Below are 19,837 nucleotides of genomic sequence, written 5' to 3'. Positions count from 1 at the left end.
ATGAAGGGCTGTGCCGTCCTTCTCTGGACAGCGCAGCCCTTGTGGATTTCCAGTCTAGCGTAACCTGGAAGGCAGCAAGGTTGGTGCAGCTTAAGCTTAAGCGTTTGCCGCAGCCTTCCAACGCCTATAGGCAGGCCATGATAGGCTCTGCCCTGAGATGTTCAGTGGCTGTCACCAGATAATCTGCCTGCCGGTGTATCTGACCGAGTGGAATTCGACGGTCTCCCATAAAGACCTGATGAGCGATACCTGCTTCAAATCTGCTTATATCATCAAAAATTTTACCGAAAACTATGACCGCCTCGATGCCTTCGGCTATTGGCTGCTGACCGATCTCCTCCTGCTGCCCCAGCAGTTGTTCCACGGAAGACTCGGCCTCTTTACCTATAACAATATCAAAAAACCGTCCTATCACGCCTTTTCCTTCCTCAACAAGCTGGGAAATGAGCGGATTGCGGACGGCGACGGGTATTTCATTACCAGATCCCGCACCGGCTATCAGATTCTGCTCCACAATTATAATCATTATGATGAAGTCTATGCCAAGGGCGTTTCGATCAGCATTTCCTATCATGAACGCTACTCCCATTTCCCGGAGCTAACAGCCGATGAAGTCCCTTATCTGCGCAGCATATCCGTACCTAAACTCAGCAGATCGCGTATACATGCGTCCGGTGCGCTTCCGATCCAAGCTATTCTAGAGCCTTTTGAGATCCGCCTGATTGAAATTATCGAACGGTTTGGGGAATAATGTCTTATTTCACCTGTTGAAGGTCTCCGGCTTTTCAGGATCAATCCATTGATCTTGGAACCGGGCTTGGCTGCACATCACTGTAATAGCAATAGCCGTTAGCCATATTGCGGTCCCCGGAGACGGTTTTCCACATTACGCTAATGCGCTTCCTAATCTGTTAAATGAGCAGGAGGATGTCATGGAATACTATAAGATCAGAAGGCCTCACCACTAACTCCGGTAAGCGCAATCAATTGTATTTCATGCATAATCTGCTGCATAGAATACAATAGATTTAGTTTTTAAGCTTATTTAAGAGTAAGCTGCGTAAAAAGTGCAATAGACATCCCTGCCGCCACACCTCACCCTAGAGGAAGCAACTATAAGCAGAAATTGAATTTCCGAGTCCGCCGGCTGGATTGTTCCCTTGAAGCAACCAGCTTTCAGCTCATCAGCAACGGCATTTCTGCGTTGCTTCCAGGCAAACTGACCTGTGGCGCTTCAACAACAGCATTTCTGCCGTTGTTTCCAGGCAAACCACCCTTTGGCGCTTCAACAACAGCATTTCTGCCGTTGTTTCCAGGCAAACCACCCTTTGGCGCTTCAACAACGGCATTTCTGCCGTTGTTTCCAGGCACACCAGCCTTCAGCTTCTCAACAACGGCATTTCTGCCGTTGTTTCCGGGCACTCCGCCACTGGGGCGCTTCAACAACGGCATTTCTGCCGTTGTTTCCGGGCACACCGCCACTGGGGCGCTTAACAACGGCATTTCTGCCGTTGTTTCCGGGCACTCCGCCACTGGGGCGCTTAACAACGGCATTTCTGCCGTTGTTTCCGGGCACTCCGCCACTGGGGCGCTTAACAACGGCATTTCTGCCGTTGTTTCCAGTCCACATTCGTCCTTTAGACAAATCAAACAAAAAGACTCTCATCCCCTTCACACCTTATCTACAACAGAAAACACAATAAAAGCCAGCTGTTTCTGGCTTCTATTGTGTTTCCGTCGGACCAGTCGATGGTCAATGATTCTGGTTTATTCGGTTGGCAATGCCGTTCCCCCTGCCATGACTGCTTACGCCCCTGAAGGGGAAACGGTGCTCTAAAGTTCCTTGATTATGAACTGAGAAGCGAAAGTGTGCCCCGCTCAGTCTGCAATCAGGTCGGTAACCTCTCTTCTCATGCTCAGCGGCGTATCCTGGGTCGGCTGGCCCAAGCGGATCAGGAACTGGATCGTTTCACCGCCCGGAGCATACTCCTGATGGATCCGGGTATACGGCGCCTTCATCTCCGGATACTCCTCCAGCACCTGGCTCAGCGGCTGCATCACCAGTCCCTGTTCATGTCCGGCCAGAAGGAGCCGGCTGTAGAGCATACCTGCTTTTACCTGGCTTGTGCGGCTGTTGTCCTTACTGAGAATCAATGCATAGGCCGGTGAATGTTCGGCTGCCGTCCGGGCCGCATCGACAGCCAGCTTTGTCGAAGCCTCCTCATTATTAAAGGATGGGATGATCGTAATCATGCCTTGCAGCAGATGCTTTTTCATACCCGTGGTTCCTTGCCCCTCAAACGAAAAACCGTACCGGTATTTGTTCTTCTGATTCTCATTCGAACGGAAAATGTCTGCCGACTCGTCATTCATGCGCTTAAGCCCGGTTTCAATATCTGTACCCTCTACACCGTATTCTCCCAGCTTTTTAATGTCCGCCGGAGCATCCGTGAAGGTTAACTTCAAAACCTCATCCGTATTGGTCTGCTCCAGACGCTTACGCTGCTCCGCAGTCAACGGGTCGGGTTTATAGGCCATCCGGTTGGTATCCGGCAAAAACATATAATCAAACAACGGATTAGCCGCAGGCTGTGCCTTGGACAGCGTTACTTCCGCTACAGGCTTCTGGTCCATACTCTCGCTAAGCTTCTGCTCATCGTATTCCCCTTCCGGAAAAAGCCTGATCGCCGCCCGATAGCCCAACTGTTCTCCGGCAACCTTCATATATTCCAGAAAGGTGCCTTGTGAAACCATGGTTTGCCGGGCCACAGGATCGGATTCCAGCGCGAGGCGTGTATTGTCTGCGTACAAAGAGAACTTAAGCGGATTTTGCTTGTCGAGTCGAATCTTCCAGGGCTGCATATTGTGTCCGTTGGGAGCAAGTAAGCCAAAGGCCGCCAGCTTCACTCTCGGATCTTCGAATTGGTCAACGTAATCACGTTTCCAGGGGTCCAGGTACTTGGCTTTCTTAAATACGCCGCTCGCCGTGAATACCGCTCCGGCAAGCAGGATGAGCAGAATAACAACAGATAGTAGTATAATCATAGATATTTTGGCGCGCTTGCTCATGGCCCTCTCCTTTATACCTCTAGTTTTTTGAGTCCTTTTCTGGAATTCGGATCAACGTATGGAGTCCCTGATGCTTGCGGCAGGAGAATTTCTTCCTCGAACGACGCCTTATAGGTCGCATACTCAAAAGGATACGTCGGCAGAGGCAGGGTTCGCCCGCCTGGAACTGACAGTCCTGCCGGATCAAACGGCACACCCAGCACATACAGCTCTGCCATGGCCCGCAGCAAATGCTCCGCAGGGTCATCCTCAAGCGGCAGGCAGATGGCATGAACTCCCCGGATGGCGTCAAGGGGCAGGCTGCCCCGGTGGCGGAGGCTGCCGCAGTACAGCAGCGCATCGCCCGCTTCCAATGAATGTTCATAGTCTGTAAGCTCCAGAGCGTTCACCATGGATTCTGCGATCAGCGGCCAAAGACCTTCCATGGACTGCTGATCAACGGTTCCCGAAGGAATAACAACCGCACACTTCACAAGCCCTTCGGGGAGAGGCGAAGAATCTCTTGCCGGCTCCCGTCTGTCCTGAATGAACTGAGCAGCCTGGCGCAGCGTAATTCGTCCCGTAAGCACCAGGGCTGCGGGAATGCCGGCCCCTTCGGCCAGAATAGCTGAAGGACGGATGCCAGTATCGAGAAGCAGCTTGCCCAGCGCAAACTGGAGGGCCAGGCATTCGATCTGTTGGCTTGCTGCACCGGCCGCCTCCATGACCTCGCGGTAAGCCAGGCCGAAGCCGGGGAACCGCGAGCTGACAGCATCCAATTCTTGGCCGCTCAAGGTCCTTCCGCCGTCAAGCACCCATTGGACCGGAGTCGTTCTGTTCGGATTAGCCCGGCCTCTGAGGATTCCGGCCAGGTGCTCGCCGTCTTCGACAGCCGAAAGAATGCCGGCCAGGTGCTCCCTGGAGGTTACGACAGCCGCTGCCTTGACCGGCAACTCCTTCTGCGAACGGTTCATCGCACGGCAGACGGCAGCGGCGCTAAGTTCCTGATTATCCGCAAGATAGGCCCGGAGCCGGCCGGCAACCTGTCTGAGTCCAAGTTCATTTCTGCCCGTAAGCAGCAGAAGCTGCGGGGCAAGCTGCGGCGAATCCTCCTGAACAACTACCTCCGGCGGCGCCTGTTCCAGAATAACGTGGGCATTGGTTCCGCCAAATCCGAAGGCGTTCACGCTGGCCCGCAGCGGGGCGTCTCCGGCGGCTTCCCACCGCCGGGGATGCTTATCCACGACATAAAAAGGGGAATGCTCGAAATCAATATTAGGATTAGGCTGTTCGTAATTTACCGTATGCGGAAGAATCTGATGCTTCAGAGACAGCACCACTTTGATCAGGCTGGTCACCCCTGCGGCGGATAACATATGCCCTACAGAAGATTTTACAGAGCCTATGCCGCAAAACTGCTTCTTGTCCGTAAAGCTGCTGAACGCCTGTGTCATGCCTTCAATTTCAATCGGATCCCCCAGCGGTGTGGCTGTGCCATGGGTCTCAATATAGGATACCGTCTCCGGATGAATGCCGGTCCGCACAAATGCTTCACGGATCACCTCGGCCTGACCCTGCGGCCTTGGCGCAGTGATTCCCTGGGAGCGCCCGTCATTGTTGACTGCCGAGCCCTTGATCACCGCATGGATATGATCGCCGTCCCGCAACGCGGCTTGAAGCGGCTTCAGGAGCACAGCGCCTGCCCCTTCCCCCAGAACCATTCCGTTCGCCCGCTGGTCAAACGGATAGCACTCGCCCGTTGGAGACAGCGCGGTTACCCGGCTCAGAGACACAAACGGCGTCGGGCTAAGGTTCAGATTCACCCCTCCGGCAAGCGCCATCTCCGACTGTCCGGTCCGCAGGCTCTCGCAGGCCATATGGATGGCCACCAGGGAAGAGGAGCAGGCGGAATTCACGATCAGGCTCGGCCCGCTCAGGTTGAGGCAATGGCTGACCCTCGCGGCCACTTCATTCAGGCCGTTCCCTGCAACAACATCGGCGACCAGCCGTGCAGGCTCCAGCACGCCGGAGATTCGGGCGAGAATCTCCTGCCGCTCAGCAGGCAGCATGCCGGTGAAGGCCGAACTGTCCAGCAACCGTTCCTTAATCAGCATATAGGAACGGTAATTAGCGAAATGCTCCATATAGGTGTTCTGCTCACAGCCTGCGAACACTCCTATTTTGCGGGTGCGGTATTTCCCGCCGTATCCCGCCTGCTGCAGGGCCTCCCAGCAAATCTGCAGGAAAATCCTCTGCTGCGGATCTGCAGACTCCGCTTCCTTGGGCGACATGCCGAAGAACAGCGGATCAAAATCATACGGGGCGTCGATGAACCCGCCCTTGCCGGTATAGGAGGTATGAAACACGCCTGCATCCTCGTTCACATGCTTGTCATCCGACCATCTGCCGGAAGCCACTTCACGGATAGCGCTTCTGCCGCTGTGCAGCAGCTCCCAGTATTCCTCCAGGCTGTTCGCCCCCGGTATGCGCAGACCCATGCCGATGATGGCGATGTCCTGCCGCTCTTCCGGGCCGGATTCAGCTGCTCCGCCCGCTGTCTCCAGGGCTGTAGCGGCATAAGCCGCTGAGTCCTCGGTCAGCTGCTCCGCAATATGCGAGGCCAGGGCTTCCGGCGTCTGATATTCAAAAATCAGGGTCGGGTAAAGCTCTGTATTAAGCTTGCCGCCAATGTCGGCAACCACCCGTGTCGCTCCAACTGAATCCAGACCCAGCTCCGTGAAATTCATGCCCGCATCCAGATTGCGGATAGATATCCGCAATTCCTCACCGATGGCCTGATAGACAATATCTCTGATTTCTCTCGTGGAGCGATGGGTGAACGGCCGCTCCGCCACCCGCATAGGCTCCTGCTGCCTGGAAGGCAGTGCGGAATATTCCTTTTGCGCCTTCGGCTCCACCAGATCGAGTACATGAACAATATCAGACCCGGTAGAGGACAAGGCTCTCAGGAAAGCAGCCGCTGCTTCCTCATGGGCAAGCGGCTGCAAGCCTTGTCCCTTAAGGGCGAGGTCAACCAGTTTGCCGTAATCGGTTCCGGCCCCCGTATCCTTCCAGAGGGAGTAGTTAATGGATAAGGAGCGTCCCGGCGCATGGTCCCCGGCCCGGAAAATGCAGTAGCCGTTCAAGAACGCATTCGCCGCGGCATAATCCCCAAGCCCGGAAGCCCAAGCTTTGCGGGAGGCCGAGACAGAGGACAAGGCTGCAAAAAATCGCAGCGGCTCCTGCCGGGTGACGAGGTCCGTAATAATCGTGCCTTGCCACTTGGGAGCCAGCACCTGTTCGATCTCGTCCTGGCTGCGGGCCAGCAGCTTATGCGGAGCATATTCCATCCGGCCGGCTGCATGAATGACACCATGCAGCGGTCCATAGACGGCATGAATGCGGTCCAATAATTCCTCCATTTGCGTACGGCTGGTGACATCCACTGCCGCATACATCACCTGCGCCCCCAGCTTCTCCAGCTCAAGGAGACGCCCGGGTTCAGCCGGAACCGGCCTACGGCCGGTAATCACCAGGTTGATCTGCGCCTGCCGGACAAGCGCTTCGGCGATCCGGCTGCCGACAAGCCCTGTACCGCCGGTAATCAGGTAGGTTTCGCCGCTGTATGGTTCAAACCCTTCTCCGGCTACTTGCTCCGGCATCCGTTCCAGGGTCCGCAAATATGCGGTACCGCTGCGGATCGCAGTGACAGATTCCCCATCGTTCCTCAGCTTCAGTGAAGCGTTCAGGGCGGCCGCAAATTCCTGGCCTGTAAGATATTCATCCTTGTTCATATCCAGCACCGAGACATGAATCCCTTCATGCTCCAAATCAATGACCTGACCCACTGCAGCCGCTGCCGTCTGCGCCGGATTCCCTGCTTCCTGATCCCCCTCCAGCCTGAACGCCTTATTCGTCACAATAATAAGCCGCACATCGCGCAGCCCCTGCAGCACCAGCGTCTGGCCCAGGAAATAAAGGCTCCAAATTCCATCGTTCACCGCCTGGATGTCCGTTAACAGCTCTGGGGTACGCAGCTTCTCCCGCGCGTAGTTGGACAAATGAATAACGGCGGAGACAGCGCCCGGCAGCTGGCGCAGCATGGCGCTGTAATCCTCCTCCCTATCCATCCGTATCGTGAAGCTCCGGTCCCCGTCATAATGCGGTTCATCGCCGAAGCTTACATAAAAGACCGGATTGCGCTCAGTGTCGAGCACGCTCTCCAGTTCCCTTCCGAACTCCGTTTCCCCCTTCCACACCAGCACCGCCCCGGCCGCAAGACTGTTGTCTTCCGCAAGCGGCTCAGGTCTCCATTTCCATTCATGGAGCCACTTCCTTGCATTTACAGCAGAGTCTGAGCCGGAGTTATCTCCGAAATCGGGCTTAAAGATTGTATGCTCAAAAGGATAGGCAGGCAGTGGTACTTTACGGAAAAGTCCGCCTTGCTCCACAGCCGCCCAGTCCAGCCTGGCGCCAAGGCAATGCAGCTGGCCGAGCAGGCCAAGCCAGGTGTCCCATGGATCCTTCTTGCGGCTAAGCGCATGAAGCACCTGCGGCTTGACCGGGTGACGCAGCCCCCCCGCCATTCCGGCGAGGATCGCGTCGGGTCCGCATTCAATCAGAACCGAGACCTCCTGGTCCAGCGCGTAAGCAAGGCTCTGTTCAAAACGGACAGCTTCCAGGATATGCCGCATCCAGTACTCTGCCGCAGTCGGACCTTCGATCACTTCGGCAGTGACATTGGAGATCACCGGAATCAGCGGCGCATGGAATACAGTGGCCTCCAGCTCCTTCCTGAACGCCTCCAGCATCGGGGTCATCAGCGGAGTGTGGAAGGCCTGGGACACATTCAGCCGTTTGGCCCTGATCCCCTTGCCCTGCAGTACGGATAAGAATTCGTCGACCGCCTCGCTGCTGCCGGAGACCACCTGATGCGTAATGTTGTATCCGGCAACCCATAAGGAACCGTCAAAAGGCTGCAGCAATTCTTCCAGCGCGCTGCCTGAAGTGAATATGGCGGCCATGGCTCCGGCAGCCGGAAGCCCGCTCATGAGCCTGCCTCTTGCGGCGACCAGCCTCGCCGCATCGGCAAGACTGACAATGCCCGCAAGGCATGCGGCAGCCCATTCTCCGATGCTGTGCCCCAGCATATAAGCAGGCTGGACGCCCGCATCCAGCAGCAGACGCCCAAACGCATAGTCCAGTGTAAAAACGGCCGGTTGGGTAAGCTGTGTCTGGGCAAGCAGTTTATCATCGGCCTCCCCGCCATAGATGAGGTCCGTCAGCTTCAGGTCCAGATAAGGCTCAAACGCTGCGGAGCAGGCGTCAATATTGTTCCGGAAGGCGGGAAGTCCTTCATACAGCGCTCTGCCCATGCCTGCATACTGCGATCCTTGTCCGGTGAACATCAGGGCCATTGCGGGTGAATGAGAAACCGGGGCAGCGGCCGGGACTCCGGTTTGCAGCTTTCTGATCAGATCCGGTACCGAATCCGTCACGGCATGGAAGCGGTGCGGCAATACGGTTCGCGTGGCATTCTCGGTGTAGCAGACATCTGCCAGCGGATAGTCCCCGTGCTGCTCCAGGAATGCCGCAAGCTCCAGCATCTTCTGCAGCAGCGCCGGCTCAGTCTGTGCGGACAGCCCTATGATATGCTTGGCCCGCACCGGTTGCTCTGCTTCACTTGTTGATGCCCGTGCAGGCGCTTCTTCAACCACCATGTGGCTGTTGGTGCCGCCGAAGCCAAAGGAATTGATAGCTGCTCTTCTGGCCGTTCCTTCGGCCACCGACCACTCCTGGGCTGCGGTAAGCAGGTAGAACGGCGTCTTCTCAAATTTCAGCATCGGGTTCGGAGCGGAGACATTGATCTGCGGCGGCATGATCTTGTTCTGCAGCGCCATCACCACTTTAATGAAGCCTGCAATACCCGCCGCCCCCAATAGATGGCCAATATTGGATTTCACCGATCCAATGGCAACTGACTGCTGCAGCAGTCCCCAGCGCTTGAAGGCATTATCCAGTGCTCTAACTTCACTCGGATCACCGATTTTGGTACCTGTTCCGTGGGCCTCTACATACTGCACATCCGCCGGACTGAGATTGTGCCTGATGTACAGGGATTCTATCAGCTCCCTTTGCCCGTCCGGATTCGGTGCCATTACGCCGATGGAATGCCCGTCATTATTGATCCCGCTGGCCTTCAACACCGCCAGCACCGGATCGCCGTCTTTCAGTGCCTGCCCCAGCGGTTTCAACATCACCAGTCCGGCACCCTCGCCCGGAACGAAGCCGTCTGCGTCAGCCGCGAACACGCTGCTGCGGCCAGTGGGGGACAAGGCTTCGGCGCTGCTGAAATATTGATAGGAGGCCGGCGTCAGCATAAGATGAATGCCACCGGCAATGGCAGATCCGCATTCCCCCCTGCGGATCGAGGCTGCGGCCAGATGCAGCGTGACCAGGGAAGAGGAGCAGGCCGTATCTACCACCATGCTTGGCCCTTTGAAGTTAAATTCCTGGGAAGTCCGTGCCGGAATCATATTGACGATATTATCCACCAGAAGGTTGGGATGAGTTCCCGTAACCCCCAGCTTCCGCTTCCATTCTTCCATAATACGCTCCTGCTGCACGCTCGTCAGCATAGAGAAGCTGTCAAAGCTCTGAAGATTCATTCGGTTCAAAGTATTCAGGTGATATTCGAAATAGGAATTGCCGCCCGCACCGACAAACAGTCCGACATCCCTGCCGTTCATCTGCTGCCTTGAATATCCCGCCCGCTCAATCAGTTCGTATACCAGCTCCATCACGATCCGCTGCTGCGGGTCCATCACCGCCGCTTCATCCCCGGAGATGCCGAACAGAGCAGCGTCAAAGCCATAAGGGTTATCAAGGAACCCGCCATTACGGCAGTAAATTTTGCCGAATTCCGGAGCGGGGCTGTAATAATCGTCAATATTCCAGCGGTCCCGCGGCACTTCACGGATGGAATCCTTCCCCTGCAGCAGGTTGTTCCAGAATTCCTCCGGACTTGAAGCACCCGGGAACCGGCAGGCCATCGCAATCACAGCAATATCTGCATCGCCGCTGTTGGTGTCCTGAACGGCAGCGGACTGCCGCTCCCCGGAAGAGGGCGGATTGCCGCCCGTATTCACTCTGCGGGCCAGATAGCTGTCCATCTCCTCAATGGTGCGGCATTTGATCAGCAGATCATGATTCAGTTCAATGCGCAGTTCGTCCTCCAAAGCGCCCAGAATCTGTATCGCCTTGAGCGAGGTGCCTCCCATGGACATGAAAGATTGGTTATACGGAATCGCTGCAGCCGGACGGCCCAGCACTTCAGCCCAAACGCCGCGAATTTTGTCCAGAAAGGCTCCGGGAGCCGCCACTGGGAACAGTGCCTTTAGGGACGGTACCTCCAGAGACGGTACCTCCAGAGACGGTGCCTCCAGGGACGGTGCCTCGAGAGAGTGAGCCTCCTTTGTCTCCTCTGCGAAATACGCGGCGGAATACGACTTGTCCTGGAACTCTCCCTTCCGGAAGGCCTCGACAAGAACGAACCGCTGCACTTTGCCGCTTGTCGTCTTGGGGATAGAGCGGATTAGTGACACATAGTCTACAGCGATGCCGATGACCTCGTTCACATGACGGAGTATCTTGGCATAGAACGGCTTAATTTCCTGCTCCTTAAGCCTTACCGTTGAGAAGATCCCGACTCTCTCTTGTCCTTCCTGTTCATCATGCCAGCCGCACACGGCAATCTTGCCCGGTTCGACCCCATCCAGCTCCTCCATTACTGCTTCAATATCATGCGCAAAGAAATTCTGGCCGTTGACAAAAATGATGTCTTTGATTCTTCCGATTACCGATAAGCGCCCGTTCAGAACAACGCCGGTGTCGCCGGTCTTCAGCCATCCGTCCTGATATGACCGCGCGGTAGCCTCCGGGTTATTGATATAGCCCGAAGTCACATTGCGGCCGCGAATCTGAATTTCGCCCACCGTGCCTTGGGGAACGACTGCACCCGAAGCCTCGTCCACGATCCGGATTTCCATGCCCGTCACAGGGTAGCCTTCATCAGCAATTAATGAGGCATGCCTGTTGTTCTCGCCGATGGCCTCAATCCGGGATTCACCGACCAGCCGCTCGCGGCTGACGGAATGGACCAGCGGCTCTTCGCCGGGCCGGGGGAAGCTGACCGCCAGGCAGGCCTCCGCCATTCCATATACAGGATACATCGCACTGCGTTTTAGCCCGCTGTGCACGAATTTGTCCATGAACTCCCGCATGGTCTTCACCGATATAGGCTCGGCACCGTTATAGAGCAGCCGGAGCGAGCTTAGGTCCCAGGATTTCAGCTGCTCTTCCTTCACTCTGCTGCTGACAAGACGAAGCCCGAAATTCGGGCAGCCGGTGAAGGTGATCCGGTGCTTGTCGATCATATCCAGCCACAGGGTCGGCCTTTTTACAAATTTCATCGGCGTCATATTGAACTGGTTAATCCCGCAGGCCACCGTGGACAGATGGAAGCCGATCAGTCCCATGTCGTGGTGATACGGCATCCAGCCAAGGGAACGGTCATCTTCTGACATCCTTGAGCTGGTGATAATCGATTCTATATTGGTTAGCAGATTATCATGGGTCAGAATGGTTCCCTTCGGCACACTTGTGCTCCCGGAGCTGAATTGAATCATCGCCGGAGTATGCGCCCCGGCCAGCATATGGGTTCCGTCCCGCCCGGCTGTATCCAGCTTTGCGGCTTCCAGAATCCGCAGGCCGCTGATGCCGAGCGTGGTCTCCATCTCATCCCTCGCCTCTGCGATGCTGTGGTCCGAGATGATCAGCGGCCGTTCCAGGACCTCCCATATCGCCTGCAGCTTGCTTAGGGAGGTATTGATGACCTTCGAAGAGGCAGGATAGGAGGCCGGTACGGGGATGATTCCGCCCAGGATGCATGCCCAGAACGTAAGAACGAATTCCCGGCTGTCCTCCAGCAGAATAAGCGCATACTGGCCTGGTGCAAAACCTTGCTCCTGCAGGCCGCCGAGACGGCGGGTTGCGCCTTCAAGGAGGGCCAGATAGGAGAGAAAGAACTCTGAATTATCATTTTGCAGGAAGGTAATGCCCCGGTCTGTATTGCCGGACACGTGAATCAGCACATTGGCCAGATTCCCCATTTCCGTAAATCTGCCGGTGATGCTTTCGCCCTTCAGGATGGAAAGCTTGGTTTCTGATTTCTTCCGTTTGGAACTGCTCACAATATTTCCTCCTTCGTTACCCTTACTTTCGATCCTTTTCTGGTTATTGCCGCATGGGCAAGGAACAGGCAGAACAGCAGCACACATACAGTGAATAAATGCTGATTGCCCCATGCATTCATGGCTACCGAGGATAAAAACGGACCCGCCGCTGATCCAAAGCCATAAAATGTGGTAAACAAAGCGTTCCCTGAGGCTCTCTCCCCTGGCGTCAGTTCCTGCGCCGTAAGCGCCATCGCCAACGGGTACAGGGGGCCGATGATGAACCCGGAGGCAAAGGAGAACAGCAGTCTTAAAGGCATGCTGCCGGAAGTCACAATGCCCAGAAGGGTAAAGATCGAGATAGCTACACATAAAATCAGGCATCTCTTGCATCCGATCCGGTCAGCCAGATAGGTGACCGGCAGCAAGCCGAGGATGCTGCCGACAGCAAAGATGCTTAATCCATACCCCGTCTGGGCAACGGCAACATGCTCACGGATCAGATACAGGGGATATAAGGCCACTACAATCGTTTCGCCGAACCCGTAGACAAAAGCACCGAACAGCGGCAGGTTGATTCTGGACAGCACCTTTTCCCCCGAGCGCCCGGGAATGACCAGTACACCCGGCAGCTTGAAATAGATAACGGCAGAAGCAAGCACGAGACAGAAGCTGCTGAATGCAAACGGCAGCCAGGCTACCTGGTCGTAGACCTGCGGCGCAAGTGCAGAGCTGGCAATCAGTCCAAGCGCAAAACACAGGCTGTACATTCCGCTGACCATCCCCAGACTTCTCTCATCCGTGAGACTGTGGAGCGCCGTCTGAAGTCCCATCATGTTGCAGCTGATGCCTATGCCCATAAGTGACATCAGAAACAGCCAGACTGCATTCGCGGTGAACAGCGGGAAGAGCGCCGAGCAGACCGCCGTAAGCAGCAGGCCTGAAGTAATGACCCGCTTCATATCAGTACCTCTCATCGTTCTGTCTGCAACCATGGAACCGAGTGCCATGAAGAAAAAGTAGGAGGAGGAGATCACCCCTATCCATATTTCTTCCCCGTGATTCGCCGTCATGTGAGTGGTGGAGAGCGGATTAATGACACCGACGGAGGTGCCTACCAAAAGTGCGATACCGTAAATAACGGCTTTCCCGCCTCCAAAAAGGTCCCCCAGCTTCCCTGGCTTGTGCGTCTTTAGTTCCATCACACCGCCCCCATTACGGCTGTCTGCGCTGAACGGCCTGAAGCAGCTGCATCTGCTGTGCCCCGAACCAGTGCATATCTTGTTTGCCGTTGATCTGTACAGCCTCGCCGGTAATATAATCCGCACGCGGAGAGGCCAGGAACACCACCGAGTCCGCAACCCCGGACGGAGGAATCGCCCGCCCCTTGAAAGCCGCCGGTGCCATGCCGGTGTCCACGAGCGCCGGGCACACAGCATTCACCTGAATGTTGCTGTTCTTCAGCTCTTCTGACAGTGCACGGGTCAGTCCAAGCACCCCGTGCTTGGATGCCGCATAGGCGCTCATCATCGGATAGCCGATAAATGAGGAATCCGAGCCGATGTTGATGATTTTGCCCTGATTTTGCCTGATCAGATAAGGGATCACCGCGTAGCAGAAATGATAGGTTCCAAGCAGATTCACCTGAATGATCGACTCCCACACCCCCGGACTCATGTCGGCCATCGCCGCCATGCCGGTAATTCCGGCACCGTTGACAAGAATATCGATCTGGCCGAAGCGTTCAATAATCTGTTCAACCGCCTTATTGACGCTTGGAGCGTCACTCACATCGGCGGATACGGACATAACCTTCACCCCGAGCCGGCGGATTTCATCTGCAGTCTCCTGAAGCTGCTGTCCGGATCTGGATACCAGCACAATGTCGGCCCCTTCACCGGCCATGGACAAGGCTATGCTCCGTCCGATGCCTCTGCTGCCGCCCGTTATGACCGCTACTTTATGTGCCAGCAGTCCTGCTCTGGGAGCCGGGGGCAGTGCCGGGGTATCCTGAATGGACGCCAGAAGCTCAAGTGCTTGCTCCATATACTGCTCAGCCAGCCCCTGGATCGTAGCAGCAGCATAAAGATTGGCGGAGTACTCGATCTCAACGGTCAGCTTCCCTTCTTCAATGGAGAAAAAGAATTCAATGACCGATATCCGTTTTTGACCCGGCAGTGAAAATCTGCGGTCCATGCCTTCTCTGGAAAATTCCAGGCCCGGCAGGCGGGGGGCATCCCGGTTGCCGAGATAGTTCGCCCGGATTGGGGTCAGCTTCACATCCGGGTACATGTAGCGCGGCAGACTCTCGGATACCAGATCATAGCTCACTCCGCCAAGCGGCACATTTTCGAGACCTTTACGGATGCTGGAGATCAGAGTGCTCCATTGGCTGTCCTTCTCCACATTTATGCCCAGCGGAAAATTCACAGCAAAGTTGCCCGGTGTTTGCATGAAATTCTGTCCGCTGCCCAATTCTCTTCCGTGCACCCGATGGCTCACAACCACCTCCGGCTGTCCGAAAAAAACGCTCATCTCCTTATATAGAGGGGCCAGCAAAATCGGATATACATTGCTGTTGAAATGCTTCTTGGCTCTGGTCAGAAGCAGTGAGGTCTGCTCCCGGTCAAAAGTGAAGCGCTGGGTCGCAGCAGACTGCTCGTCATTGGGTCCCTTGATGAAATCTGCCGGCAGCCTGCACACAGATTCAGGAGGGAAATGTGTGGACCAGTAGCCTGCGTACTCTTTCCCGTGGATTCTTTTCTTCTCCTGGACCGCGCGGACAAAATCGGCAAACGGCTTGGCATCGGGCAAGCTTATGTGCCGGGCTCCCGGACTCAGTGAAGCGTAAATCTGCCAGATTTCCTGCAGCAGCAGCTGATTCGTGACCACATCTGAAATCAGGTGATGCCCGACTGCTGCAATATCATAGACCGCTTCCGATACCTGAATGACAATAATCCGCCATAACGGCCATTGGTCCACCCGGAACCCATGAACCGCTTCCGTCAGAATCACCCCAATTTCTTCATTTCTTTCGGCTTCCTCCATATGGCTTCCATCATAGAAATCCACATTGGTCCCCAGCTCTCCTTGCAGGAACCTTTGTTCAAAGCCGTTATCCTTCCGCTCCAGAATGCTTCTCAGCGCGTCATGGCGCCGGTTCAGCATCATGGCAGCCTGCTTGAATTGCTGTAAATCCAGCGGCTGCTTGTATAGGAAGCGGGTATAGCCCGCCCAGCAGTAAGGATCTTCGAAATAATTCATCAGCCAGCTCTGCGCCGGAGCAAGCGGGAGCGTATCCCCTAGGCCCAGCGGCTCATTCTCCGCCGGAGGAACCAGGAGCTTCGAGGCTTGAGGCGCCTGAGATGCTTGGGACGCTTGGGGCGCTTGCCCCGTCCCGCTGAACATAACACTCAGCGCCTTGCGGTCCAGCTTGCCGTTTGGATTCTTGGGCAGTCTGGGCAGCCATTCCAGCCGGTGGGGAATCATATAGTACGGAAGCTTGCGGACGGCGAAGTCTTTAATCTCCTGGTCGGGCACCTGTTTGCCTGCCAGGCAGGCAAGCAGCAGCTGTTGTCCGGGCGCGGGCTGGGTGACAATCACCGCCACCTCAGCAACCTGGTCATGACTGCCCAGCACAGCTTCAATTTCGCCCAGTTCGACCCGGAAACCGCGGAGCTTCACCTGGTTGTCGATGCGTCCATGGTACTCATAGCTTCCGTCCGCCTTGCTAACTGTCAAATCACCTGTGCGGTAGATAAATTCTCCCGGAATCTCCGGAAACGGGTTGGGATGGAAGGCTTCGCGGGTTTTTTCCGGGTTGTACAGATAGCCTTTGGCCAGTTGAATGCCGCCGATCCACAGTTCGCCAAGTTCACCCACGGGCACTTCATGCATGTGCTCATCCAGATTTTTGATATACACGCCGGGAATCGGCTTGCCGATGGGAATGCTCATCTCCCCTGCTGAACCCGGCCGCTGTGAAATGATGTGGTAAGTAACATCGATAGAAGCCTCGGTAGGACCATACAGATTAGCCAGCTTCGTCTTATTTCCATAGCGGTCCATCCATTGCTGCACCGGGCTCAGCGGCAGCCCCTCTCCACTGAAAATCAGCCAGCGAAGCGCAGGAAATGTATAGTTCTCATCCTCCAATGAATTTACAAATTCACCGAACAGGGAAGGCACGAAATGCATGACGTTGATTCGGGTGTCCGTCATCCACCGGGCCAGGCTCCAGGGATTCTTGACAATTTCCTGTCTTACGGGGCATACCGTTCCGCCGTACATCAGCGGCCACAGCAGCTCCCACACGGAAATATCGAAGCAGCAGGAGGTCTTCTGGGCTACACGTTCGCCAAGCTGAAGATTGAAGGTCTGCTGGTGCCATTCCAGCCGGTTCATATAGCCGCGGTGATTCAGCATGACCCCCTTGGGCTTCCCGGTTGATCCCGATGTATACAGAACAACCATCAGATCATGGGGGGCGGTGTCTACCCGCAGATCACTGGCGGAGCATTTCTGCCATACTTCCGTTCCCGTCTGTTCAAAATCGCCGTGGGCTTCATATCCTTCATCAAGATAGACCACTTTCCGGATGGAAGGGCTCTCCCGTACTATAGGATCTGCCTGCTTTTGCAGGGACTGCTCTGTGAGCAGGACACTGAGCTGTGCATGCTCCGCAATATATTCGATCCGGTCAGCCGGATACATCGGATCAAGCGGCACATAAGCCGCTCCCGCTTTCAAAATCCCCAAAATCCCCGTCAGCATAAGACGGCCCGGGAGCGTTAGAATGCCGACCAGGCTCTGGGAACGCACCCCTTGTGAAATTAAATAATGCGCAAGCCGGTTAGACTGCTCGTCCAGCTCGCGGTAGGTAACCTCCCCGGTGCCGTCCAATATCGCAACCGCATCGGGAGTTGCCTTGCACTGCCTGGAAATATGCAAATAGGGAATTTCTGCAGCAGCAGAGTCCCGGCCTGCAAGTTCAACCGCATTATTTACATGTGTAATATGGGTAATAATTTCATTAAAGGTCCTGCATTCCAGCAATGCCGCCTTGTCGGCATGCCCGAATACTTTGCCCAGCCTGGTAATCAGCCGGATGCGCTGCAGGGAATCCAACCCGAGTTCTGCCTCCATATCCTTGAACAGAGCATTCTCATCAAACGCCGTTCCGCAAATATCCTGGGCCATTCCGTACAGCCGTTCTCTTATTTCCGCGTTATTCGGCTCTTCACTGTCTGCTGCGGCAAGCACCGGCTTGACCACAGGTTCCATACCGGCAAGCTGACTGAGGTTGTCCATGAACCTGTCCATATGCTCCCCGATATAATCATCATCAAAAAAGGTGCTGTCATAGTTGGCCGTAATCATCAGCCGACCCTGAAACAATTCAGCCAGGCAGTCAATCGTTCCCGGGTTGGTTCCTGTAAAAGCCTCATAATCATAAACTTCGTAATCCCCGTATTGCGTGTGTATGGATGTATTGCCTACGAATGAAAGATATAGGTTAGATTTCAATGTGGAGCGGATCATGGAGGCCACCGCTTCCGGCATAACGCCGTTCTGCAGATGGATCGTGTCTTTAGCATACTGCGCAGCTCTGTAGGTCTGCGCCCTGTCTATGCCTGAGGATAATTTGTTGGTGAATTCTTCATGTGTTCTGTTAATTAGTGATTCCCATTCTTCATTTACATCTTCGCAAGTGAAGCTGAGTGCAAGATTTTGGGCAAAGGCGCTTAGCACTTCTGAAGCATCCGTGTGGGGATACAGCCTGCCGCTTGTCGGAAGATTCAGAATAATCCGATTCCGTTCTTCCCCCTGCTGCTTGATCGTCTTCAGATATGCGCTGACCAGAAGAATGAACAGTGAGGTCCGCCAGGTCTTGGTAGAGGCAATCAGCCGTGCTGTTGTGTCCTCGCCGATCCAGTATTTGCGGGAATGAATCACAGCTCCGGCAGCACCTGCCGCATTTGCCTTGCGGCTTGCCCCGAAGGGGTTAAAGAAGTAGGCTCCACGGCCCTGCTGCTGCAAGTACCGGTCCAGCGCCTCCATCTCTCCCGGAGCATTCCAGGCATTGATTTCAGATACAATGCGGTTATATTCCACAGCTGGCAGCGCGGGCCTCAGCTTGGCTGCTTTGTTGTGCGATTCCGCCCCGTAAATCTCCATAATTTCTCTCAGAATCTGCTGGTTGCCCAGACCGTCCGAGATCATATGGCTGATATCCAGAATCAGCTCGTATTCCAGGTCGGCCGTTTGGATAACTGACAAAGAATGCAGCGGCCAGCGGGTGATATCAAATTTCTCATTCAGCGAGGCTTCGAACCTTTCCGAGATCCACCGGCGCCTTGCTTGTTCATCCAGATGTCTGATATCCAGGACAGGAATTTCAGGCGGCACTGCAGTCTTCAGCAATTGGAGACGATACCCCTTCAAGCTCGCGTTCGCCGGCTCCGTAATGAATACGGCTCGTAGTACAGGATGACGGAGGATCAACTCGCTCCACGACTTCCGCAGGCTGTCGGCATCCAGTCTCCCCCGCAGGCGCACCCCTGAAGTTATGGTCAGGTTGGCTACCGACAAATAGGTGATCAGAAACAAATATTGGGAATGTAATATTTCAAGAAATTCAGGCTCATTTTCAGGAATCTCCACTGCAATAGTGTTCTCGTCACCGGCAGCTGTCCGGGTACCGCTGCTCCCCTCTCCGCGGACGGCCAGCATTTCCACGATATCTCCAACCGTATTCAAAGACAGGAGCGAAGTCATTATACTGCTTTCGCTGTGTCCATCGGATGAACCGGCAGGGAGCAATGAAACCATCCCGCTCATTAATGAAATCATTTTAATAGAATCCAGGCCCAAATCCCTCTCTAGCTCCATATCCGAATGCAAATCTTCAGACTTATGTCCGGTAATGCTGGAGATCAACCTGCCAACCTCTATTTCCAGCTGTTCGCGCAAATTTGGCACAGCGGAATGAACCTGGACTGCAGCAACCTCCGACCGGGTATCCTCGTGCGCTTGAAGCGCAGTACTCACCGCAGCCTGTACCTCTGTCCCTTCCCGCCGGGCATGTTCCCATTCATCAAAAATCTGCACAAGCTCCCCGACGGTTTGCAGACCCAGCAAGGCAGTCACCGGGTATGCGGCCGTAAAATCATCCATTTGCTCTGCCGGGACCAGTCCGATTAATTCATTCATTAAAGTAATCATTTTGATGGAATCAAGCCCCAAATCATCTTCCAGATACATATCCGGATTCAAATCTCCGATCCTATGACCCGTTACATTTGAAACCAGATGATAGACCGCTTGGCTAGTGCCGCTTGAGACACTTGATGAACGAACAAACATTTCACCCACTAAGCCACTCCCCCTCACATCAATATTTTTGTTACAAATAATCTTATATAAGATTTTTACCTTGCAATGGGATTTTGTGTCAATGATGTTTTACCTAAATTCTCTTATTTTATAAAATTTAACATCTATTTTACGAAATGGATGTTTTCAATTCCGTTAAGACAAACTAAAAGGAGCCG

The 19,837-nt window shown here is 54.8% G+C and carries 6 protein-coding genes; 1 reads left to right on the top strand and 5 read right to left on the bottom strand.

Going from position 1 to position 19,837, the window contains the following annotated elements:
* Positions 1-157 precede the first annotated feature (157 nt).
* Positions 158-751, top strand: coding sequence for a GH39 family glycosyl hydrolase (locus PGRAT_RS08875; protein ID WP_025704496.1), 594 nt, complete (start codon positions 158-160; stop codon positions 749-751).
* Positions 752-1,176: 425 nt separating this feature from the next.
* On the opposite strand, the gene PGRAT_RS34285 is transcribed toward PGRAT_RS08875, so the two are convergent.
* The 5 genes from PGRAT_RS34285 to PGRAT_RS08850 all read right to left on the bottom strand — a co-directional run bounded on the left by PGRAT_RS34285 (position 1,177) and on the right by PGRAT_RS08850 (position 19,649).
* Positions 1,177-1,650, bottom strand: coding sequence for a hypothetical protein (locus tag PGRAT_RS34285; protein ID WP_244884053.1), 474 nt, complete (start codon positions 1,648-1,650; stop codon positions 1,177-1,179).
* 228 nt (positions 1,651-1,878) lie between these two features.
* Positions 1,879-3,069, bottom strand: coding sequence for an Acg family FMN-binding oxidoreductase (locus PGRAT_RS08865; RefSeq protein ID WP_025704494.1), 1,191 nt, complete (start codon positions 3,067-3,069; stop codon positions 1,879-1,881).
* A gap of 11 nt (positions 3,070-3,080) precedes the next feature.
* Positions 3,081-12,299: a type I polyketide synthase gene (locus PGRAT_RS08860; RefSeq protein ID WP_042266418.1), complete on the bottom strand. Its 9,219-nt coding sequence runs from the start codon at positions 12,297-12,299 to the stop codon at positions 3,081-3,083.
* Complete coding sequence (locus PGRAT_RS08855; RefSeq protein ID WP_025708028.1) at positions 12,296-13,483, bottom strand: MFS transporter; 1,188 nt, start codon at positions 13,481-13,483, stop codon at positions 12,296-12,298. The genes PGRAT_RS08860 and PGRAT_RS08855 overlap by 4 nt, the downstream gene beginning before the upstream one ends.
* 13 nt (positions 13,484-13,496) lie before the next feature.
* Positions 13,497-19,649, bottom strand: coding sequence for a non-ribosomal peptide synthetase (locus PGRAT_RS08850; RefSeq protein WP_025708027.1), 6,153 nt, complete (start codon positions 19,647-19,649; stop codon positions 13,497-13,499).
* Between the last annotated feature and the right edge of the window lie 188 nt (positions 19,650-19,837).

Source organism: Paenibacillus graminis, assembly GCF_000758705.1.
Lineage (GTDB): Bacteria > Bacillota > Bacilli > Paenibacillales > Paenibacillaceae > Paenibacillus_AQ > Paenibacillus_AQ graminis.
The sequence above is the reverse complement of the archived record's forward strand: the minus strand, read 5'-3'. Positions and strand labels throughout refer to the sequence as shown.

Excerpts from the sequence above, each read along its gene's own strand:
- PGRAT_RS08875 (WP_025704496.1), top strand. The coding sequence starts at position 158 with ATGTTCAGTGGCTGTCACCAGATAATCTGCCTGCCGGTGTATCTGACC.
- PGRAT_RS08865 (WP_025704494.1), bottom strand. The coding sequence starts at position 3,069 with ATGAGCAAGCGCGCCAAAATATCTATGATTATACTACTATCTGTTGTT.
- PGRAT_RS08855 (WP_025708028.1), bottom strand. The coding sequence starts at position 13,483 with ATGGAACTAAAGACGCACAAGCCAGGGAAGCTGGGGGACCTTTTTGGA.
- PGRAT_RS08850 (WP_025708027.1), bottom strand. The coding sequence starts at position 19,649 with ATGTTTGTTCGTTCATCAAGTGTCTCAAGCGGCACTAGCCAAGCGGTC.